The organism is Pseudomonas baetica, from assembly GCF_051216495.1.
GTDB lineage: Bacteria > Pseudomonadota > Gammaproteobacteria > Pseudomonadales > Pseudomonadaceae > Aquipseudomonas > Aquipseudomonas baetica_B.
Genome location: NZ_JBPKAM010000010.1, coordinates 40,816 through 61,194, shown reverse-complemented (window position 1 = coordinate 61,194; position 20,379 = coordinate 40,816). Strand labels below are relative to the sequence as shown.

Below are 20,379 nucleotides of genomic sequence, written 5' to 3'. Positions count from 1 at the left end.
ACCATGGTTGAAAATAGCGAACTACGCAAAGCCGGCCTCAAAGTGACCCTGCCACGGGTCAAGATTCTGCAAATGCTCGATTCCGCCGAGCAGCGCCACATGAGTGCCGAGGATGTCTACAAGGCACTGATGGAGGCTGGCGAGGACGTCGGTCTGGCCACGGTTTACCGTGTACTGACTCAGTTCGAGGCAGCTGGCCTTGTGGTGCGGCACAACTTCGACGGAGGCCATGCGGTCTTCGAGCTGGACGATGGCAAGCACCACGACCATATGGTCAACGTCGAGACCAGTGAAGTGATCGAATTCTTCGACGAAGAAATCGAGCGGCTGCAGAAAGCAATCGTCGACAAATATGGCTTCGAGATGGTTGATCACAATCTGGTGCTGTACGTACGCAAGAAAAAGTAAGCATGTCGCGCGAACGCAAGGTTCGCGAAACGAACGAAGGCGACCCCAGGGTCGCCTTCGTTCGTTTCATCTGTCTTAGGCTTTAGCCGCGATCACCATTTTCTTGGCGTGAGCCAGGGATTCCTTGGTGAGATCAATGCCACCCAGCATTCGAGCCACCTCTTCGACGCGATCGCTCTTGCTCAATTTCGAGACGGCAGTGCGTGTCGCCTCTTCGCCTCGTACTTTGTGCACGAACAAATGCTGATGACCTTGCGCTGCTACTTGCGGCAAGTGGGTCACCGTCAAAACCTGTCCTCGCTCTCCGAGCCGGCGCAACAATTGGCCGACGATCTCGGCTGTCGGTCCGCCGATACCCACGTCCACTTCGTCGAATACCAGGGTGGGTACGCGAGAGGTTTGTGCGGTGATCACCTGGATGGCCAGGCTGATCCGTGAAAGTTCACCGCCGGAGGCCACCTTCGCCAGGGCTTTCAAAGGCTGACCCGGGTTGGCGCTGACCAGGAGCTCGACTTGCTCGAGCCCGTTAGGCAGCAATTCGTTGCTGCTGTTGGGGCGAAGCTCAATAGTGAAGCGGCCGCCAGGCATGCCCAGGCGCTGGATTTCCTGTTCCACGGCGCTGGCCAGGCTGCTTGATGCCTGATGGCGCAAGTCACTCAGTTCCCGGGCTTTTTCCTGATAGTGGCGGGCATAGGACGAAAGTTCGTCGCTCAGTCGCTCGATGGATTCGTCGTTGGCATTCAGGGTTTCGATTTCATCCAGTAACTTTTGTTGCATTTCAGCGACTTCAGTCGGCTGGATGCGGTGCTTGCGTGCCAGGGTGTAAATCGAGTCAAGGCGCTCTTCCAGGTACTGAAGGCGAGACGGGTCGGCATCGAAGTTGTCGAGGAAGCGGTTCAACTCGCCCACGGCTTCTTCGACCTGGATCTGTGCACTGGTGAGCAGGCTGCTGGCCTCACCCAGTGCGCCAATCGAACTGTTCACGCTCGACAGTCGGTTAAGGCTGGCGGTCAGGGCGTTCAATACGTTGCCGGAGTCACTTTCGCTGCATTGTTCGACCACTTGCCGGCAGATGCCCAGAAGAGCTTCAGCATTGGTCAGGTTCTTGTGTTCTTGCTCCAGCTGCTCCAGTTCGTTGTCGCCAAGGCCCAGATTCTCCAGCTCTTCGAGTTGATAGCTGAGCAGTTGGTGGCGGGCACGCTGCTCGTCGCCGGAGTTGGAGAGTCGCTCCAGTTCCTGGCGAGTCTGGCGCCAGCGTTGGGCGGCAAGTTGTACCTGGCGGGCAAGGTCCGTCGCGCCGGCGTACTCGTCGAGCAGACGGCGGTGGGTGTCGGTCTTTAGCAGGGATTGGTGTTCGTGCTGGCTGTGAATGTCGATCAGCAATTCGCCCAGCGCCTTGAGGTCACCCAGAGGGCAGGGCGTTCCATTGATATAGCCGCGCGAGCGCCCTTCTGCAGTAATCACTCGGCGCAGGATGCACGGGCCGTCGTTTTCGAGGTCGCGCTCCGCCAGCCATGCCCCGGCTTCCGGAATATCGGCCAGATCGAAAGTCGCCAGGATGTCGGCCTTGTCCGCGCCGGGTCGGACCACGCCGCTATCGGCGCGATCGCCGAGGGTCAGGCCCAGGGCGTCGAGCATGATCGACTTGCCTGCTCCGGTTTCCCCTGTGATCACACTCATTCCGCGATCGAGTTCGAGGTCGAGATGTTCAACGATGGCGTAGTTGTGTACGGACAGGTGCACCAGCATAAAGGCCGCTCCCAGGCATTAGGTCTGGTTATTTATACAGTGTTTTGTTTCTGGCTGACAATGCCCCTTGTTAGGTCGATTCGCTTGGTCCGACGAAATCCTTAGTGCGCCCTGGAATGATAATGCAGGTGTTTTTGTAGGGTTAATGCGTTGGCGCCCCTTGAAGCCGGATTTTGCGGCCCCATATAGCTGGGCAGAAGCGCGAGTCAGGCTCGCGGACGTTATTGAAAGGAGAATTCTATGGCTGACGAACAGACAGTGGATACGCAAAACCCAGACGCCAACCAGGCGCCCGAGGCTTCGGGTGAAGACCTGGTGGCTCGTGTACAAGTGCTCGAAGAGCAGCTGGCAGGTGCGCAGGATCAGGCTTTGCGTGTTGCCGCCGATCTGCAGAACGTCCGCCGCCGCGCCGAGCAGGATGTAGAAAAGGCTCACAAATTCGCGCTGGAGAAATTCGCTGGCGACCTGTTGCCGATCATCGACAGCCTGGAGCGTGGCCTGGAGTTGTCCAACCCGGATGACGAAAGCATCCGCCCAATGCGCGAAGGTATCGAACTGACCTTGAAAATGTTCGGGGATACCCTGAAGCGCTATCAGTTGGAAGCGATCGATCCCCATGGCGAACCGTTCAATGCCGTCAAGCATCAGGCAATGGCCATGCAGGAAAGCGCTGACGTCGAGCCGAACAGCGTGCTCAAGGTTTTCCAGAAGGGCTACGAGCTCAACGGTCGCCTGCTGCGTCCGGCGATGGTTGTCGTCAGCAAGGCACCTGCGCCAGTTTCGCCTTCGATTGATGAAAAGGCTTGAAATTAGCCGCAAGGCCCCCATTTAGAAGTCAAGCGTTTAAGTGCTACCGCAGATGGCCACAACCGCTGCGGCAACCAAATCCAAAGTTTCGGGAGAGTGAACATGGGCAAAATTATCGGTATCGACCTGGGGACTACCAACTCCTGCGTCTCCGTGCTGGAAAACGGCACAGCCAAAGTGATTGAAAACGCCGAAGGCGCGCGTACCACGCCGTCGATCATCGCTTACGCCAACGATGGTGAAATCCTGGTCGGCCAGTCGGCCAAGCGTCAGGCAGTGACCAACCCGCACAACACCCTGTACGCGGTGAAGCGTCTGATCGGTCGTCGCTTCGAAGAAGAAGTGGTTCAGAAAGACATTCAGATGGTCCCTTACAAGATCGTCAAGGCTGACAACAACGACGCCTGGGTTGAAGTGAACGGCCAGAAAATGGCGCCGCCACAAATTTCGGCTGAAATCCTGAAGAAAATGAAGAAGACCGCCGAAGACTACCTCGGCGAGGCTGTGACCGAAGCGGTGATCACCGTTCCGGCCTACTTCAACGACAGCCAGCGTCAAGCGACCAAAGATGCCGGCCGCATCGCGGGCCTGGACGTAAAACGTATCATCAACGAACCAACCGCAGCCGCTCTGGCTTACGGTATGGACAAGGCCAAGGGCGACCACACCGTGATCGTTTACGACCTGGGTGGCGGTACCTTCGACGTTTCCGTGATCGAAATCGCTGAAGTTGACGGTGAGCACCAGTTCGAAGTGTTGGCCACCAATGGTGACACCTTCCTGGGTGGTGAAGACTTTGACATTCGTCTGATCGACTACCTCGTCGACGAATTCAAGAAAGAAAGCGGTATGAACCTCAAGGGTGACCCGCTGGCGATGCAGCGTCTGAAAGAAGCCGCTGAAAAAGCCAAGATCGAGCTGTCTTCTGCTCAGTCGACTGACGTGAACCTGCCGTACATCACTGCAGACGCCACCGGTCCTAAGCACCTGAACGTGAAGATTTCCCGCGCCAAGCTGGAAGCCCTGGTAGAAGACCTGGTTCAGCGCACTATCGAGCCTTGCCGTATCGCCATGAAAGATGCCGGTATTGATGCTGCCAAGATCAACGATGTGATCCTGGTGGGCGGTCAGACCCGTATGCCTCTGGTTCAGAAGTTGGTGACCGAGTTCTTCGGTAAAGAGCCTCGCAAGGACGTGAATCCGGACGAAGCCGTTGCCGTAGGTGCTGCAATTCAAGGCGCCGTTCTGGCTGGCGACGTGAAAGACGTTCTGCTGCTGGACGTCAGTCCGCTGACCCTGGGTATCGAAACCATGGGTGGCGTGATGACCGCGCTGATCGAGAAAAACACCACGATTCCTACCAAGAAATCGCAAGTGTTCTCGACTGCCGACGACAACCAGGGCGCCGTGACCATTCACGTGCTGCAAGGTGAGCGTAAGCAAGCGGCTCAGAACAAGTCCCTGGGCAAGTTCGACCTGGCCGAGATTCCACCAGCACCACGTGGCGTGCCACAAATCGAAGTGACCTTCGACATCGACGCCAACGGCATCCTGCACGTAGGTGCCAAAGACAAGGCTACCGGTAAGACTCAGTCGATCGTGATCAAGGCCAACTCCGGTCTGTCCGATGAAGAAATCGAGCGCATGGTGCGTGATGCCGAGGCCAACGCCGAGGAAGACCGCAAGTTCGAAGAGCTGGCCGCTGCCCGTAACCAGGGTGATGCACTGGTTCACTCGACGCGCAAAATGGTCGCTGATGCTGGCGACAAGGTGAGCGCTGAAGAGAAGACTGCAATTGAAGCTGCCGTGGTTGCCCTGGAAGCCGCTGTTAAAGGCGACGACAAGGCTGCGATCGAAGCCAAGGTTGAAGAGCTGTCCAAGGTCTCCGCGCCTGTAGCTCAGAAGATGTACGCCGAGCAGGCTCAGCCAGCTGAAGGCGCGGCACAGAAGGACGAGTCGGCTGAAAAGGCTGATGACGTGGTCGATGCCGAGTTCGAAGAAGTCAAAGACCACAAGTAAGTTGTTGGTCGGCCGGTTGACTGCCTTGCGGCGGTGACTGGTAGGATGTCGCCGCGCGGGAGCTTGCTCCCGCGTTGGCGTGTCTGGAATACGCGAATTTTTACAGCATGCGACAAGGTTCGGGTGTTGGCGGTATGGCCGGAAATGCTCCTGCTTTTCGAGTCGCAGGTACCGCATTGAAACAAAGACCAGGATCGTTGAATTGACGTGAGTTGGGTCCGGGCCTGTATTGGGGCTCAACGAGTTTGGCAGGGCTCAGGAGAGGTTTGCCGAACGTCCTCAAGAGTGCAAAAGACTTATGGCAAAGCGTGACTATTACGAAGTATTGGGTGTTGAGCGAGGCTCAAGCGAGGCGGACCTGAAAAAGGCCTACCGTCGCCTGGCGATGAAACACCACCCGGACCGTAATCCCGATGACAAGGCGTCGGAAGAGAAATTCAAGGAGGCCAACGAGGCCTACGAAGTGCTGTCCGATTCCAGCAAGCGTGCGGCGTACGACCAGTACGGCCATGCCGGTGTCGATCCAAGCATGGGTGGCGGTGGTGCCGGTTTCGGTGGCCAGAATTTCTCCGACATCTTTGGCGATGTCTTCAGTGACTTCTTCGGTGGCGGTCGCGGTGGTTCCCGTGGTGGTGCCCAGCGCGGCAGCGATTTGCGTTACACCCTGGAGCTGGACCTGGAAGAAGCGGTGCGCGGCACGACCGTGAATATCCGCGTTCCGACGCTGGTCAACTGCAAGCCGTGCGACGGCTCGGGTGCCAAGAAAGGCTCTTCGCCGGTCACCTGTCCGACTTGTGGCGGTATTGGCCAGGTGCGCATGCAGCAGGGCTTCTTCTCGGTGCAGCAGACCTGCCCGCGCTGCCATGGCCAGGGCAAGATCATTTCCGATCCGTGCGACTCCTGCCATGGCGAAGGTCGTGTCGAAGAGTACAAGACCCTGTCGGTGAAAGTGCCGGCCGGTGTCGATACCGGTGACCGCATTCGTCTGTCGGGCGAAGGTGAAGCCGGCGCCCAGGGCGGGCCGACCGGTGATCTGTACGTGGTAATCAATGTGCGCGAGCACTCGATCTTCCAGCGTGATGGCAAGCATCTGTTCTGCGAAGTGCCGATCAGTTTCGTCGACGCGGCGCTGGGTGGTGAGTTGGAGATTCCGACCCTCGATGGTCGCGTCAAGCTGAAGATCCCAGAAGGGACTCAGACCGGCAAGCAGTTCCGCGTTCGTGGCAAGGGTGTTGCGCCTGTGCGCGGCGGTGGTGCAGGCGACCTGATGTGTCGTGTGGCGGTTGAGACTCCGGTCAACCTGAGTCGTCGTCAGCGTGAAATGCTCGAGGAGTTCCGCAGCTCCCTGGCGGACGACAACAGCCATTCGCCGAAAACCACGGGCTGGTTCGAAGGCGTCAAGCGCTTCTTCGGCGATTTGTAAGGAGTTTGCATGCGACGTATAGCTGTGATGGGCGCTGCCGGGCGTATGGGTAAAATCCTGGTTGAGGCGGTGCAGCAGCGCGCGCCTCTGACCGGTCTGACGGCGGCCGTTGTGCGCCCTGGCAGTACGCTGATCGGTGTGGATGCGGGTGAGCTCGCTTCGCTGGGGCGCATCGGTGTGCCGCTGACAGGAAATTTGGAGTCCGTGGCGGAAGAGTTTGACGTATTGATCGACTTTACGCTGCCGGAGGTCATGCTGAAGAACCTGGCCTTCTGCCGTAAGGAGGGCAAGGCCATGGTGATCGGTACCACCGGGCTGGACACTGCGCAGAAGCAGTTGTTGGCTGACGCGGGCAAGGATATTCCCATCGTGTTCGCTGCCAACTTCAGTGTTGGTGTGAACCTGTCGCTGAAGCTGCTCGATATGGCCGCTCGCGTGCTGGGTGATGAGGCGGACATCGAAATCATCGAAGCGCATCACCGTCACAAAATCGATGCGCCGTCCGGTACGGCCCTGCGCATGGGTGAAGTGATCGCGGGTGCACTGGATCGTGATCTGCAGAAGGTCGCGGTTTATGGTCGTGAAGGTCATACCGGTGCGCGCGAGCGTGAAACCATCGGCTTTGCCACGGTGCGCGGTGGTGATGTGGTTGGCGATCACACGGTGCTGTTTGCCTGCGAAGGCGAGCGTCTGGAAATCACCCATAAAGCGTCCAGTCGCATGACTTTTGCCAAGGGTGCGGTACGTGCTGCGTTGTGGCTGGAAGGGCGCGAGCCAGGGTTGTACGACATGCAGGATGTGCTCGACCTGCGTTAAGATGTGCCCGAAATCGGGTTCGAACCTGCAGTTCGAGCCCGATTTTATTACGCCAAGCGACGACCTGTCGCATTCTCCGGCCTTTCGGGCTCATTGGCGGTAGACCAAAATTGCCTTTTTCTGTAAGCTACAGCTTTAGTGTGTCCACTAAAAGCGCGCAGAATAATTCAGTGAAGAAGCGGGGTGACGTGTCCATACGTCACTCCGCTTTTTTACAACCTGCGATCGCCCTTTCAGGCTTTATTTACGGGAGGTCTTCTTGACTAAGCCAGCCATACTCGCCCTTGCTGATGGCAGCATTTTTCGCGGCGAAGCCATTGGAGCCGACGGTCAGACCGTTGGTGAGGTGGTGTTCAACACCGCAATGACCGGCTATCAGGAAATCCTTACCGATCCTTCCTACGCCCAACAGATCGTTACCCTGACTTACCCGCACATCGGCAACACCGGCACCACGCCGGAAGACGCCGAGTCGAACCGCGTCTGGTCCGCTGGCCTGGTTATCCGTGACCTGCCGCTGGTGGCGAGCAACTGGCGTAACACGATGTCCTTGTCCGACTACCTGAAAGCCAACAACGTTGTGGCTATCGCCGGTATCGACACCCGCCGCCTGACGCGCATCCTGCGTGAAAAAGGCGCGCAGAACGGCTGCATCATGGCCGGTGACAACATTTCCGAAGAAGCCGCCATCGCCGCTGCCCAGGGTTTCCCTGGTCTCAAAGGCATGGATCTGGCGAAAGTCGTCAGTACCAAGGACACCTACGAATGGCGTTCGACGGTCTGGGATCTGAAAACCGACAGCCACGCGACCATTGAAGCCTCCGAGCTGCCATACCACGTTGTGGCCTACGACTACGGCGTCAAGGTGAACATCCTGCGCATGCTGGTTGAGCGCGGTTGCCGTGTGACCGTGGTGCCTGCGCAAACCCCGGCCGCTGATGTGCTGGCCATGAAGCCGGACGGTGTATTCCTGTCCAACGGCCCTGGCGATCCGGAGCCTTGCGACTACGCGATCCAGGCGATCAAGGATGTGCTGGAAACCGAGATCCCGGTGTTCGGTATCTGCCTCGGTCACCAGCTGTTGGCTCTGGCCTCCGGCGCCAAGACCCTGAAAATGGGTCACGGCCACCACGGTGCCAACCACCCGGTTCAGGATCTGGACACCGGTGTTGTGATGATCACCAGTCAGAACCACGGTTTTGCGGTTGACGAAGAAACCTTGCCAACCAACGTTCGCGCGATTCACAAATCGCTGTTTGACGGCACCCTGCAAGGGATCGAGCGTACCGACAAGAGTGCCTTCAGCTTCCAGGGTCACCCTGAAGCCAGCCCTGGCCCGAACGACGTAGCGCCATTGTTCGATCGCTTCATCAATGAGATGGCCAAGCGACGCTGATCGCTCGCCCTGATGTAGCAAAGCTTGAGGGTGGTCCCGACACCGGTGGCCCCCTCAGGTCTTCAGAGATTGAACAAGACGGCTTGCCGACTGACCTGCGGATTTGAGTGACAAACCCATGCCAAAACGTACAGACATTAAAAGCATCCTGATTCTCGGCGCTGGCCCGATCGTGATCGGCCAGGCCTGCGAATTCGACTACTCCGGCGCCCAGGCCTGTAAAGCCCTGCGCGAGGAGGGTTACCGCGTCATCCTGGTGAACTCCAACCCGGCCACCATCATGACCGACCCGGCCATGGCCGACGCCACCTACATCGAGCCGATCAAGTGGCAGACCGTTGCCAAGATCATCGAGAAAGAACGTCCTGATGCGCTGCTGCCGACCATGGGTGGCCAGACTGCTCTGAACTGCGCGCTGGATCTGGAGCGCGAAGGCGTTCTGGAGAAGTTCGGTGTGGAAATGATCGGTGCCAACGCCGATACCATCGACAAGGCTGAAGACCGTTCCCGTTTCGACAAGGCCATGAAAGCCATCGGTCTGGAGTGCCCGCGCTCCGGTATCGCCCACAGCATGGAAGAGGCCAACGCGGTTCTCGAGAAGCTGGGCTTCCCGTGCATCATCCGTCCGTCGTTCACCATGGGCGGCACCGGTGGCGGTATCGCTTATAACCGTGAAGAGTTCGAAGAAATCTGCGCCCGCGGTCTGGACCTGTCGCCGACCAAAGAGCTGCTGATCGACGAATCGTTGATCGGCTGGAAAGAGTACGAGATGGAGGTTGTCCGCGATAAGAAGGACAACTGCATCATCGTCTGCTCCATCGAAAACTTTGACCCGATGGGCGTGCACACCGGTGACTCGATCACCGTGGCTCCGGCACAAACCCTGACCGACAAGGAATACCAGATCCTGCGTAACGCCTCCCTGGCGGTATTGCGCGAGATCGGCGTGGAAACCGGCGGTTCCAACGTCCAGTTCGGTATTTGCCCGGACACCGGCCGCATGGTCGTTATCGAGATGAACCCGCGCGTATCCCGTTCCTCGGCGCTGGCTTCGAAAGCCACCGGTTTCCCGATTGCGAAAATCGCCGCCAAACTGGCTGTCGGTTACACCTTGGACGAACTGCAAAACGATATCACCGGCGGTCGTACCCCGGCGTCCTTCGAGCCGTCGATCGACTACGTCGTCACCAAGCTGCCACGTTTCGCCTTCGAGAAATTCGCCAAGGCTGACGCGCGCCTGACTACTCAGATGAAGTCGGTCGGCGAAGTCATGGCCATCGGCCGTACCTTCCAGGAGTCCCTGCAGAAAGCCCTGCGCGGCCTGGAAGTCGGTGTTTGTGGCCTGGATGAGAAGGTTGATCTGAGCAACCCAGAAAGCATGGGCGTACTCAAGCGCGAGCTGACCGTGCCGGGTGCCGAGCGTATCTGGTACGTGGCGGATGCAATGCGCGCCGGCATGAGCGTTGATGACATCTTCAGCATGACCATGATCGATCGTTGGTTCCTGGTGCAGATGGAAGATCTGATCAAGGACGAAGAGAAGGTCAAGACCCTGGGTCTGACCAGCATCGACCGCGATCTGATGTTCCGCCTCAAGCGCAAAGGTTTCTCCGATCAGCGTCTGGCCAAGTTGCTGGGTGTGACCGAGAAGAGCCTGCGTGCTCATCGCCAAAAGCTTGAAGTGTTCCCGGTCTACAAGCGCGTCGATACTTGCGCAGCCGAGTTCGCTACCGACACCGCGTACCTGTACTCGACGTACGAAGAAGAATGCGAAGCCGCGCCATCGGGTCGCGACAAAATCATGATTCTGGGCGGCGGTCCGAACCGTATCGGTCAGGGTATCGAGTTCGACTACTGCTGTGTGCACGCGGCACTGGCCCTGCGTGATGACGGGTACGAGACCATCATGGTCAACTGCAACCCGGAAACCGTTTCTACTGACTACGACACTTCCGATCGCCTGTACTTCGAGCCGGTGACCCTGGAAGACGTGCTGGAAATCGTTCGCGTCGAGAAGCCAAAAGGCGTGATCGTCCAGTACGGCGGTCAGACGCCGCTGAAGCTAGCTCGCGCCCTGGAAGCCGCTGGCGTGCCGATCATCGGCACCAGCCCTGATGCCATTGACCGTGCCGAAGACCGTGAGCGTTTCCAGCAGATGGTCCAGCGCCTGAACCTGCGTCAGCCGCCAAACGCCACCGTGCGCAGCGAAGACGAAGCTGTGCGTGCTGCGGCGAAGATCGGCTATCCGCTGGTGGTGCGTCCGTCCTACGTGCTGGGCGGTCGAGCGATGGAAATCGTCTACAAGGAAGAAGAACTCAAGCGTTACCTGCGCGAAGCGGTGCAAGTGTCCAACGACAGTCCGGTGCTGCTGGATCACTTCCTCAACTGCGCCATCGAAATGGACGTGGACGCAGTCAGCGACGGCAAAGACGTCGTGATCGGCGCGATCATGCAGCACATCGAGCAGGCTGGTGTTCACTCCGGTGACTCCGCATGCTCGCTGCCACCGTACTCGCTGCCGGCGCACATCCAGGACGAGATGCGCGAACAGGTCAAGAAAATGGCTCTGGAGCTGGGCGTGGTCGGCCTGATGAACGTACAGTTGGCGCTGCAAGGCGAAGACATCTACGTCATCGAAGTCAACCCGCGTGCTTCCCGTACCGTACCGTTCGTGTCCAAATGCATCGGTGTTTCCCTGGCTATGATCGCCGCGCGCGTGATGGCCGGTAAGACCCTGAAAGAACTGGGCTTCACCAAGGAAATCATTCCGAACTTCTACAGCGTGAAAGAGGCGGTATTCCCGTTCGCCAAGTTCCCTGGCGTTGACCCGATCCTCGGCCCGGAAATGAAGTCCACCGGTGAAGTGATGGGCGTGGGCGACACTTTCGGTGAAGCGTTCGCCAAGGCCCAGATGGGCGCCAGCGAAGTGCTGCCGACCGGCGGTACTGCGTTTATCAGTGTCCGTGATGACGACAAGCCACTGGTTGCGGGCGTGGCCCGTGATCTGATCAACTTGGGCTTTGAAGTGGTTGCCACTGTCGGTACTGCCAAGCTGATCGAGGCCGCAGGCCTGAAAGTGCGCCGCGTGAACAAGGTGACCGAGGGTCGTCCGCACGTGGTCGACATGATCAAGAACGATGAAGTCACTTTGATCATCAACACCACCGAAGGTCGCCAGTCGATCGCTGACTCCTATTCCATTCGTCGCAATGCCCTGCAGCACAAGATCTACTGCACCACGACCATTGCTGCTGGCGAAGCGATCTGTGAAGCGCTGAAGTTCGGTCCCGAGAAGACCGTACGCCGCTTGCAAGATCTACACGCAGGATTGAAGGCATGAGCATAACGAAGTACCCCATGACAGTTCAGGGCGCTCGCGCCCTGGAGGAAGAGCATGCTCATCTGACCAAGGTCGTCCGTCCGAAGCTCAGCCAGGACATCGGTACGGCCCGTGAGTTGGGTGACTTGAAGGAAAACGCCGAATACCATGCAGCTCGCGAGCAGCAGGGTATGGTCGAGGCACGGATCCGTGACATCGAAGGCCGTATGCAGAATGCGGTGATTATCGACGTCACGACCATTCCTCACACCGGCAAGGTGATTTTCGGCACGACCGTCGAGATCGCCAACGTCGAAACCGATGAAAGTGTGACTTACCAGATCGTGGGTGAGGACGAAGCGGACATCAAGCTCGGCAAGATCTCCGTTGGCTCGCCTATTGCCCGTGCATTGATTGCCAAGGAAGAAGGCGATGTGGTTGCGGTCAAAACGCCAGGTGGCGTTATCGAGTACGAGATTGTCGAAGTTCGCCACATCTAAAGGCAGGCGCCCGCTACGTGCGGGCGCCATGCTTTGGCAGCTGGCCCAGATGTTGTGGGTCGGCGGCTTGTGGTTGTTGCACATCGGTCTGCCGCCGGTGCTGGGTCGAATTGGCCTGGCACCGCTGCTGATCGACGAAATTGCAGGCATGTCGAATGCGCTGATGGTGGGTTTTGCCGCAGCGTGTGTGATATTTCAGGCTTTGGTACTGCTTCAGGCCGAAGGCCTTGCCAGTCTATGGCGGGATGTTCGCGGGCAACTGTTGCTGATGGCGCTGTATGCGAGTGCGATGTACTTCGCGGTGCGTATCGGTTGGCCGGATGCGATGCGGTGGCAGGTGTTCAGCTATCTTGTCCTGGGCTTTTCCGGGTTGGTGCTGGTGTTGCAGCCGGTGCCGGGATGGAGTGGCAGGGCGCGCGAGGCGCACCCTTGACCCTTTCCATCACTTGAAGCGATGGACGTTCGACAGCTGCTTGTTGACGCTGAAGTTCTTGCGATAAATCAGTGCCATCTTGCCAATGACCTGAACCAGGTCCGCTTTGCCTGCCTTGCACAATTCTGCAATGGATGCGAGGCGCGATTCGCGATCCAGGATGTTGAGCTTGATCTTGATCAGCTCATGATCCGCCAAAGCGCGTTCAAGTTCGGCTAATACACCTTCAGTCAGACCATTGTCGGCCACAATCAAAACTGGTTTCAGGTGGTGGCCAATGGATTTGTACTGTTTCTTCTGCTCGTTATTGAGCGGCATAATCTGACCCTTTCGTCTGGATTCTGTAAAATGGCGGCCATTTTACCCGAGGGCTCGTGGATCCGCCCAATAAATCACGACCCTAATCATCGAGGTGCCCAATGGCGCGTTCCAAGACAAGCCTTGGTTGGCTGAAAAGACATGTCAACGATCCCTATGTGAAGCAGGCGCAGAAGGATGGCTACCGCTCGCGCGCGAGCTACAAGCTTCTGGAGGTCCAGGAGAAATACAAGCTGATCCGTCCGGGAATGAGTGTCGTTGACCTCGGTGCGGCGCCTGGCGGCTGGTCGCAGGTCACTAGCCGGCTGATTGGTGGTCAGGGGCGTCTGATCGCCTCGGATATCCTGGAAATGGACAGTATTCCCGATGTGACTTTCATTCAGGGGGACTTCACCCAGGACGAAGTACTTGCTCGGATCCTTGAGGCCGTGGGTAATTCGCAGGTGGACCTTGTGATTTCCGATATGGCCCCCAATATGAGTGGTACGCCTGCCGTGGATATGCCAAAAGCCATGTTTCTGTGCGAACTGGCTCTTGATCTGGCGGAGCGGATACTCAAGCCGGGTGGTAATTTCCTGATCAAGATTTTTCAGGGCGAAGGGTTCGATACTTACCTGAAGGACGCTCGTCAGAAATTCGACAAGGTCCAGATGATCAAGCCGGACTCTTCCCGTGACAGTTCCCGCGAGCAATACATGCTGGGTTGGGGCTTCCGCGGCGGTAGCGAGTAAAACGAGGTTTTTGGGCGGGGTGATAGGTTTTTCGTATTTCGCCCCGCGTGCATAAGCGAATATTGTGTAGAAAGTGTTTCACAAAGGGTTACAGACGGCGCCTGCCAGAGTTGTAGGTAATGTAGTAAGTTAGGCCGGTGAATATCATGCGAAGCGCGCGCCACTAGCGGAGCTAGCTTCAGAGGGTAGTTAATTGAACGATATGGCAAAGAATCTGATCCTGTGGTTGATCATCGCGGCTGTCCTGGTGACGGTGATGAACAACTTCTCCAGCCCTAACGAGCCGCAGACCCTCAACTATTCCGACTTCATCCAGCAGGTCAAGGATGGCAAGGTCGAGCGCGTGGCGGTTGATGGCTACGTGATCACCGGCAAGCGCAACGATGGCGACAGTTTCAAGACCATTCGTCCGGCGATCCAGGACAACGGTCTGATCGGCGACCTGGTGGATAACCACGTCGTGGTCGAAGGCAAGCAGCCAGAACAGCAAAGTATCTGGACTCAACTTCTGGTCGCCAGCTTCCCGATTCTGGTGATCATCGCCGTGTTCATGTTCTTCATGCGGCAGATGCAGGGTGGTGCTGGCGGCAAGGGCGGCCCCATGAGCTTTGGCAAGAGCAAGGCGCGCCTGCTCTCCGAAGATCAGGTCAAGACGACCCTGGCTGACGTTGCCGGTTGCGACGAAGCCAAGGAAGAAGTCGGCGAGTTGGTCGAGTTCCTGCGTGATCCAGGCAAATTTCAGCGTTTGGGTGGTCGTATTCCGCGCGGCGTGCTGATGGTTGGACCACCGGGTACCGGTAAAACCCTGCTGGCCAAGGCGATCGCCGGCGAAGCCAAAGTGCCTTTCTTCACCATTTCCGGTTCCGACTTCGTCGAAATGTTCGTCGGTGTAGGTGCCAGCCGTGTTCGCGATATGTTCGAGCAGGCCAAGAAGCACGCCCCATGCATTATCTTCATCGATGAAATCGACGCCGTTGGTCGCCACCGTGGCGCCGGCATGGGTGGCGGTCATGATGAGCGCGAGCAGACGCTCAACCAATTGCTGGTTGAGATGGACGGCTTCGAAATGAATGACGGCATCATCGTGATTGCCGCGACCAACCGCCCTGACGTACTTGACCCAGCGCTGCTGCGTCCAGGCCGCTTCGACCGTCAGGTAGTGGTCGGACTGCCGGATATCCGCGGTCGCGAGCAAATTCTCAAGGTTCACATGCGCAAAGTGCCGATGGGTGACGACGTCGCTCCGGCTGTGATTGCTCGTGGTACACCCGGCTTCTCCGGTGCAGACCTCGCCAACCTGGTGAACGAGGCATCGCTGTTCGCTGCCCGTGCCGGCAAGCGAATTGTCGAAATGAAAGAATTCGAGCTGGCCAAAGACAAGATCATGATGGGCGCGGAGCGCAAATCCATGGTCATGTCCGAGAAAGAGAAGCAAAACACGGCTTACCATGAAGCAGGGCACGCGATCGTTGGTCGTGTCGTGCCTGAACATGATCCGGTGTACAAAGTGTCGATTATTCCGCGTGGTCGAGCGCTGGGTGTGACCATGTTCCTGCCGGAAGAAGATCGCTATAGCCTGTCCAAGCGTGCGCTGATCAGTCAGATCTGCTCGCTGTACGGTGGCCGTATCGCCGAAGAAATGACTTTGGGCTTTGACGGTGTCACCACCGGTGCGTCCAACGACATCATGCGTGCCAGCCAGATTGCCCGGAACATGGTCACCAAGTGGGGGCTTTCGGAGAAACTTGGTCCGCTGATGTACGCCGAAGAAGAGGGTGAAGTATTCCTCGGTCGTGGCGGCGGTGGCCAGAACGCCAGTTTCTCTGGTGAGACGGCAAAACTGATCGATTCCGAAGTGCGCAGCATCATTGACCAGTGCTATGGCACGGCGAAGCAGATCCTCACGGATAACCGTGACAAGCTCGACGCCATGGCTGATGCCCTGATGAAGTACGAAACCATTGATGCCGAGCAAATCGATGACATCATGGCTGGGCGTACGCCTCGCGAGCCTCGCGATTGGTCGGGCGGTACCGGTACTTCCGGAACACCACCAGCGGTGCAGGATGAGCGTCCGCAAACACCTATCGGCGGTCCGGCTGCTGACGTTTAAGGCTTGAAATGACTTCTGTTCAGTCCTCGACCCGGTTGCCTTGCGGCAACCGGGTTCTTGATTTGGCCCAGACGCATGTCATGGGTATTCTCAATGTCACTCCCGATTCTTTCTCCGATGGTGGCCAGTACAGCCAGCTCGATGCGGCCTTGCGCCACGCCGAGGCCATGGTGATGGCTGGTGCGACACTGATCGATGTCGGCGGCGAGTCCACACGACCAGGCGCCAGAGCGGTTTCGCCACTGGAAGAGCTTGAGCGGGTCGCCCCGATCGTCGAGCGAATTCACCGCGAATTGGATGTGATCATCTCGGTCGATACGTCCACGCCGGCCGTCATGCGTGAAACCGCAAGACTAGGGGCCGGTTTGATCAATGATGTGCGCTCGTTGCGCCGCGATGGCGCGCTGGATGCGGCAGCGGCAACGGGGTTGCCGGTTTGTCTGATGCATATGCTGGGTGAGCCGGGCGACATGCAGGACAATCCGCAGTATCAGGATGTCACGAAAGAAGTGGGTGAGTTTCTTGTCGAGCGCATGGCTCAATGCGCGTCGGTGGGCATTCCGGCTGAGCGGATCATTCTCGATCCGGGATTCGGTTTCGCAAAAACCTTGCAGCACAATCTAAGCTTGTTCAAACATATGGAGGTCTTGCATGCCTTGGGGCGGCCCCTGTTGGTCGGGGTTTCTCGCAAGAGCATGATAGGCCACGCGTTGAATCGCCCGGTGGGTGAGCGCCTTTATGGTGGGCTCGCCCTGGCAGCGCTGGCATCACACAAGGGGGCGCGTATATTGCGCGTCCATGATGTGGCCGAAACAGTCGATGTGGTGAGGATGATCGCCGCAGTTGAATCAGCCGAATAAGAATGATGGAGCGCTTATGACTAGGAAATACTTTGGTACTGACGGCATTCGTGGTCGAGTCGGCGAATACCCGATTACTCCTGACTTCATGCTCAAGCTCGGCTGGGCTGCAGGTATGGCATTCCGCAAGATGGGCGCCTGCAAGGTGCTAGTTGGCAAGGATACCCGGATTTCCGGGTACATGTTCGAATCGGCGCTTGAAGCCGGACTCACTTCGGCGGGGGCCGATGTCATGCTGCTGGGGCCGATGCCGACACCGGCCATTGCCTATCTGACGCGTACCTTCCATGCCGAAGCCGGTATTGTGATCAGTGCCTCTCATAATCCGCATGATGACAATGGCATCAAGTTTTTCTCCGGCAAGGGCACCAAGCTTCCGGATGAAGTCGAGCAGATGATCGAAGAGCTGCTGGACACCCCGATGACCGTGGTTGAATCGAGCAAAATCGGCAAAGTTTCGCGTATCAATGACGCCTCTGGTCGTTACATCGAGTTCTGCAAGAGCAGCGTGCCAACCGGCACGAGCTTCTCGGGTCTGAAAATCGTCATCGACTGCGCCCATGGTGCGACTTACAAAGTGGCCCCCAGCGTTTTCCGTGAGCTGGGTGCGGATGTTGTGGTTCTATCCGCGCAACCCAATGGTTTGAATATCAATGACAACTGCGGTTCTACCCATATGGGGCAATTGCAGGCAGCTGTCCTGGCTGAGCATGCTGATCTGGGTATTGCCTTCGACGGCGACGGTGACCGCGTTCTGATGGTTGATCATACCGGTGCCATCGTCGATGGTGATGAGCTCCTGTATATCATTGCTCGCGATTTGCATGAGCGCGGCAAGTTGCAAGGCGGTGTCGTCGGTACTTTGATGAGTAACCTGGGGCTTGAACTGGCCTTGGCGGATCTGGCCATTCCCTTTGTGCGTGCCAATGTCGGTGACCGTTATGTGATTGCTGACCTGTTGGAGCGCGACTGGCTGGTGGGTGGCGAGAACTCAGGTCATATCGTTTGCTTCAATCACACGACGACGGGCGATGCGATCATTGCGGCATTGCAGGTGCTAATGGCATTGAAAACTCGTTCCGAAGGCTTGGCTCAGGCGCGCCAGGCGCTGCGGAAGTGTCCGCAGGTTTTGATCAACGTGCGCTTCGGTGGGGGTGCCAGTCCTCTCGAGCACGCTTCGGTGAAAGAGGCCAGTGAGCGTGTCACCAAGGCTATGGCGGGGCGCGGGCGTGTCTTGTTGCGCAAGTCCGGTACAGAGCCGCTGGTTCGCGTCATGGTCGAAGGTGAGGACGAAACGCAGGTTCGCGGCTACGCCGAAGAGCTGGCAAAACTGGTTACTGAAGTTTCTGCCTGAATTCGGCTTGCCAGCCATGATTGTGTTGGGTAACATCTGCGCCCACTTTGACCGACGAGGTACAGCATGCGTCGCCCTATGGTAGCTGGTAACTGGAAGATGCACGGTACCCGCGCCAGCGTCGCTGAGCTGATCAATGGCCTGAATCAATTGGCCTTGCCGAGCGGTGTTGATGTTGCGGTATTCCCGCCTTGCCTGCATATCAATCAAGTGATTGATAGCTTGAAAGGAAAGTCGATTTCGGTCGGCGCGCAGAACTCTGCGGTGGAATCCATGCAAGGTGCGCTGACTGGTGAGGTTGCGCCAAGTCAGTTGGTGGATGCAGGTTGTTCCCTGGTGCTTGTCGGGCACTCCGAGCGCCGCCTCATAATGGGCGAGCAGGACGGAATGCTGAATCGCAAGTTCGCAGCGGCACAGGCATGTGGCTTGATTCCGGTGTTGTGTGTAGGGGAGACCCTTGAGCAGCGTGAAGCCGGGAAAACTCTTGAAGTTGTCTCGCGTCAGCTAGGCAGTATCATTGAGGAGCTGGGTGTCGGTGCTTTTGCAAGGGCAGTAATCGCGTACGAGCCGGTCTGGGCCATTGGTACCGGGCTAACGGCTTCGCCGCAACAAGCGCAGGATGTGCATGCAGCCATCCGAGCCCAGTTGGCGGCAGAGAATTCTGAAGTCGCGCAAGGTGTGCGGCTTCTATACGGCGGCAGCGTGAAGGCGGCCAATGCGGTCGAACTGTTCGGCATGCCGGATATCGATGGGGGCCTCATTGGCGGGGCTTCCCTGAATGCAGATGAGTTCGGTGCGATTTGTCGCGCCGCGGGAAACTGAAAAAATGCTGGAAACAGTCGTAGTCGTTTTTCATCTGCTGGGTGCATTGGGCGTAGTGGCTCTGGTATTGCTGCAGCAGGGTAAAGGTGCGGATGCTGGCGCGTCTTTCGGAGCAGGTGCTTCAAATACTGTGTTCGGAAGCCAAGGTTCCTCTACCTTTCTTAGTAAGTTTACTGCTATACTCGCCGCAGGTTTTTTCATAACCAGCTTGGGGTTAGGTTACTTTGCTAAAGAGAAGGCTCATCAGCTGACTCAGGTAGGTCTCCCAAATCCAGCGGTGTTGGAAGTTCCAAAGCAACAACCGGCTTCTGATGATGTCCCGGTGCTTCAAGAGCAAAAGTCGGCTACTCCAGCGACTGACGTACCTCCAGCTCAAGAGCAGAAGTAAGAAGGGTTTCAAACGTAGTTTTGCCGAGGTGGTGGAATTGGTAGACACGCAACCTTGAGGTGGTTGTGCCCATAGGGTGTAGGGGTTCGAGTCCCCTTCTCGGTACCAATTAGTCAGGAGAGCCCGCTGTTGCGGGCTTTCTTGCAGGTGGAAGGTTACATTGACCCTGTCAGGGATCGGTCGTATACTTCCGCCCCAGCTTTGTCGCGGGGTGGAGCAGTCTGGTAGCTCGTCGGGCTCATAACCCGAAGGTCGTCGGTTCAAATCCGGCCCCCGCAACCAGTTTAAGGAGCCCCTTTTAAGGGGCTTTTTGTTAGCTGGACACTTTCAACGCCGCTGTTCGACGGCGTTTCAAGGATGGGCGTTTCGCCCATTTTTTTATTTTGCATAGCATGCACATACATGCACTAGGGGGTTCAGGTGTCGAGCAAGCTAGAAGAGTTGCAGGCCTTGCTGGCCCCGGTGGTCGTGGCCCTAGGCTATGAATGCTGGGGTATTGAGTTTACGGCCCAGGGCCGCCACTCAATGTTGCGCGTTTATATCGATAAAGAGGGCGGCGTGCTGGTGGACGATTGTGCCATCGTCAGCCGTCAGATCAGCGGTGTCCTGGATGTTGAAGATCCAATCTCCGTTGAGTACACCCTTGAAGTTTCCTCGCCTGGCATGGAACGCCCGCTGTTCACTCTTGAGCAGTTTGCCAAATTTGCCGGTGAACAAGTGAAGATCAAGCTGCGCTCGCCTTTTGAAGGTCGACGCAACTTTCAGGGCCTTCTGCGCGGTGTGGAAGAGCAGGACGTTGTGGTGCAGGTAGAAGACCATGAGTTCCTGTTGCCGATCGATATGATCGACAAGGCCAACATTATTCCCAGTTTTGACTGAGACGCGGATCCCGCGGATCCAATGGCTTGCGAAAGGCGAGGCGT

The 20,379-nt window shown here is 57.6% G+C and carries 18 protein-coding genes and 2 tRNA genes; 18 read left to right on the top strand and 2 right to left on the bottom strand.

Annotated elements, in window-relative coordinates:
- Positions 1–3 precede the first annotated feature (3 nt).
- A complete protein-coding gene (gene fur / locus ACSFE6_RS06395) occupies positions 4–408 on the top strand; it encodes a ferric iron uptake transcriptional regulator (protein WP_003197684.1) in 405 nt (134 codons plus the stop codon).
- A gap of 75 nt (positions 409–483) precedes the next feature.
- Here the strand turns inward: fur and recN are convergent, their stop codons facing one another.
- Positions 484–2,157 (bottom strand): DNA repair protein RecN, encoded by a 1,674-nt coding sequence (recN, locus tag ACSFE6_RS06390; protein ID WP_435426802.1) that lies wholly within the window; start codon positions 2,155–2,157, stop codon positions 484–486.
- 240 nt (positions 2,158–2,397) lie between these two features.
- On the opposite strand from recN, the gene grpE reads away from it, so the two are divergent.
- The 8 genes from grpE (at position 2,398) to ACSFE6_RS06350 (ending at position 12,870) form a co-directional block, all read left to right on the top strand.
- Positions 2,398–2,964, top strand: coding sequence for a nucleotide exchange factor GrpE (gene grpE, locus ACSFE6_RS06385; RefSeq protein WP_435426801.1), 567 nt, complete (start codon positions 2,398–2,400; stop codon positions 2,962–2,964).
- A gap of 102 nt (positions 2,965–3,066) precedes the next feature.
- Positions 3,067–4,983, top strand: a complete 1,917-nt coding sequence (gene dnaK, locus ACSFE6_RS06380; protein WP_435426800.1) for a molecular chaperone DnaK — start codon at positions 3,067–3,069, stop codon at positions 4,981–4,983.
- 298 nt (positions 4,984–5,281) lie between these two features.
- On the top strand, positions 5,282–6,406 hold the full coding sequence (gene dnaJ, locus ACSFE6_RS06375) for a molecular chaperone DnaJ (protein WP_110966284.1): 1,125 nt from the start codon (positions 5,282–5,284) through the stop codon (positions 6,404–6,406).
- Between the two features lie 9 nt (positions 6,407–6,415).
- Complete coding sequence (dapB, locus tag ACSFE6_RS06370; protein WP_435426799.1) at positions 6,416–7,222, top strand: 4-hydroxy-tetrahydrodipicolinate reductase; 807 nt, start codon at positions 6,416–6,418, stop codon at positions 7,220–7,222.
- 259 nt (positions 7,223–7,481) lie between these two features.
- A complete protein-coding gene (carA, locus tag ACSFE6_RS06365) occupies positions 7,482–8,618 on the top strand; it encodes a glutamine-hydrolyzing carbamoyl-phosphate synthase small subunit (RefSeq protein ID WP_435426798.1) in 1,137 nt (378 codons plus the stop codon).
- A 118-nt stretch (positions 8,619–8,736) separates the two neighbouring features.
- Positions 8,737–11,958 (top strand): carbamoyl-phosphate synthase large subunit, encoded by a 3,222-nt coding sequence (gene carB / locus ACSFE6_RS06360; protein ID WP_435426797.1) that lies wholly within the window; start codon positions 8,737–8,739, stop codon positions 11,956–11,958.
- 2 nt (positions 11,959–11,960) lie between these two features.
- A complete protein-coding gene (gene greA / locus ACSFE6_RS06355) occupies positions 11,961–12,437 on the top strand; it encodes a transcription elongation factor GreA (protein WP_433741287.1) in 477 nt (158 codons plus the stop codon).
- Between the two features lie 28 nt (positions 12,438–12,465).
- On the top strand, positions 12,466–12,870 hold the full coding sequence (locus ACSFE6_RS06350) for an MFS transporter (RefSeq protein ID WP_435426796.1): 405 nt from the start codon (positions 12,466–12,468) through the stop codon (positions 12,868–12,870).
- Positions 12,871–12,879: 9 nt separating this feature from the next.
- On the opposite strand, the gene ACSFE6_RS06345 is transcribed toward ACSFE6_RS06350, so the two are convergent.
- Entirely contained in the window at positions 12,880–13,188 is a 309-nt protein-coding gene (locus ACSFE6_RS06345; protein ID WP_435426795.1) for a YhbY family RNA-binding protein, read from the bottom strand.
- A 101-nt stretch (positions 13,189–13,289) separates the two neighbouring features.
- On the opposite strand from ACSFE6_RS06345, the gene rlmE reads away from it, so the two are divergent.
- The 9 genes from rlmE (at position 13,290) to rimP (ending at position 20,335) form a co-directional block, all read left to right on the top strand.
- Complete coding sequence (rlmE, locus tag ACSFE6_RS06340; RefSeq protein WP_435426794.1) at positions 13,290–13,919, top strand: 23S rRNA (uridine(2552)-2'-O)-methyltransferase RlmE; 630 nt, start codon at positions 13,290–13,292, stop codon at positions 13,917–13,919.
- Positions 13,920–14,121: 202 nt separating this feature from the next.
- Positions 14,122–16,032, top strand: coding sequence for an ATP-dependent zinc metalloprotease FtsH (ftsH, locus tag ACSFE6_RS06335; protein ID WP_077046416.1), 1,911 nt, complete (start codon positions 14,122–14,124; stop codon positions 16,030–16,032).
- A gap of 8 nt (positions 16,033–16,040) precedes the next feature.
- Positions 16,041–16,892 (top strand): dihydropteroate synthase, encoded by an 852-nt coding sequence (gene folP, locus ACSFE6_RS06330; RefSeq protein ID WP_435426793.1) that lies wholly within the window; start codon positions 16,041–16,043, stop codon positions 16,890–16,892.
- A gap of 16 nt (positions 16,893–16,908) precedes the next feature.
- The gene (glmM, locus tag ACSFE6_RS06325) at positions 16,909–18,246 is read left to right on the top strand and encodes a phosphoglucosamine mutase (protein ID WP_435426830.1); all 1,338 of its coding nucleotides are present in this window, start codon (positions 16,909–16,911) and stop codon (positions 18,244–18,246) included.
- Positions 18,247–18,312: 66 nt separating this feature from the next.
- Positions 18,313–19,068 (top strand): triose-phosphate isomerase, encoded by a 756-nt coding sequence (gene tpiA, locus ACSFE6_RS06320; protein WP_435426792.1) that lies wholly within the window; start codon positions 18,313–18,315, stop codon positions 19,066–19,068.
- 4 nt (positions 19,069–19,072) lie between these two features.
- Positions 19,073–19,456: a preprotein translocase subunit SecG gene (gene secG, locus ACSFE6_RS06315; protein WP_017336473.1), complete on the top strand. Its 384-nt coding sequence runs from the start codon at positions 19,073–19,075 to the stop codon at positions 19,454–19,456.
- A gap of 22 nt (positions 19,457–19,478) precedes the next feature.
- A tRNA-Leu gene (locus ACSFE6_RS06310) sits at positions 19,479–19,564 on the top strand.
- A gap of 97 nt (positions 19,565–19,661) precedes the next feature.
- Positions 19,662–19,738: transfer RNA gene (locus ACSFE6_RS06305), tRNA-Met, on the top strand.
- Between the two features lie 138 nt (positions 19,739–19,876).
- Positions 19,877–20,335, top strand: a complete 459-nt coding sequence (gene rimP, locus ACSFE6_RS06300) for a ribosome maturation factor RimP (protein ID WP_435426791.1) — start codon at positions 19,877–19,879, stop codon at positions 20,333–20,335.
- The last annotated feature ends 44 nt before the right edge of the window (positions 20,336–20,379 follow it).

Coding starts and splice junctions, on each gene's coding strand:
- fur (WP_003197684.1), top strand. CDS start 4: ATGGTTGAAAATAGCGAACTACGCAAAGCCGGCCTCAAAGTGACCCTG.
- recN (WP_435426802.1), bottom strand. CDS start 2,157: ATGCTGGTGCACCTGTCCGTACACAACTACGCCATCGTTGAACATCTC.
- grpE (WP_435426801.1), top strand. CDS start 2,398: ATGGCTGACGAACAGACAGTGGATACGCAAAACCCAGACGCCAACCAG.
- dnaK (WP_435426800.1), top strand. CDS start 3,067: ATGGGCAAAATTATCGGTATCGACCTGGGGACTACCAACTCCTGCGTC.
- dnaJ (WP_110966284.1), top strand. CDS start 5,282: ATGGCAAAGCGTGACTATTACGAAGTATTGGGTGTTGAGCGAGGCTCA.
- dapB (WP_435426799.1), top strand. CDS start 6,416: ATGCGACGTATAGCTGTGATGGGCGCTGCCGGGCGTATGGGTAAAATC.
- carB (WP_435426797.1), top strand. CDS start 8,737: ATGCCAAAACGTACAGACATTAAAAGCATCCTGATTCTCGGCGCTGGC.
- ACSFE6_RS06350 (WP_435426796.1), top strand. CDS start 12,466: ATGCTTTGGCAGCTGGCCCAGATGTTGTGGGTCGGCGGCTTGTGGTTG.
- ACSFE6_RS06345 (WP_435426795.1), bottom strand. CDS start 13,188: ATGCCGCTCAATAACGAGCAGAAGAAACAGTACAAATCCATTGGCCAC.
- rlmE (WP_435426794.1), top strand. CDS start 13,290: ATGGCGCGTTCCAAGACAAGCCTTGGTTGGCTGAAAAGACATGTCAAC.
- ftsH (WP_077046416.1), top strand. CDS start 14,122: ATGGCAAAGAATCTGATCCTGTGGTTGATCATCGCGGCTGTCCTGGTG.
- folP (WP_435426793.1), top strand. CDS start 16,041: ATGACTTCTGTTCAGTCCTCGACCCGGTTGCCTTGCGGCAACCGGGTT.
- glmM (WP_435426830.1), top strand. CDS start 16,909: ATGACTAGGAAATACTTTGGTACTGACGGCATTCGTGGTCGAGTCGGC.
- tpiA (WP_435426792.1), top strand. CDS start 18,313: ATGCGTCGCCCTATGGTAGCTGGTAACTGGAAGATGCACGGTACCCGC.
- secG (WP_017336473.1), top strand. CDS start 19,073: ATGCTGGAAACAGTCGTAGTCGTTTTTCATCTGCTGGGTGCATTGGGC.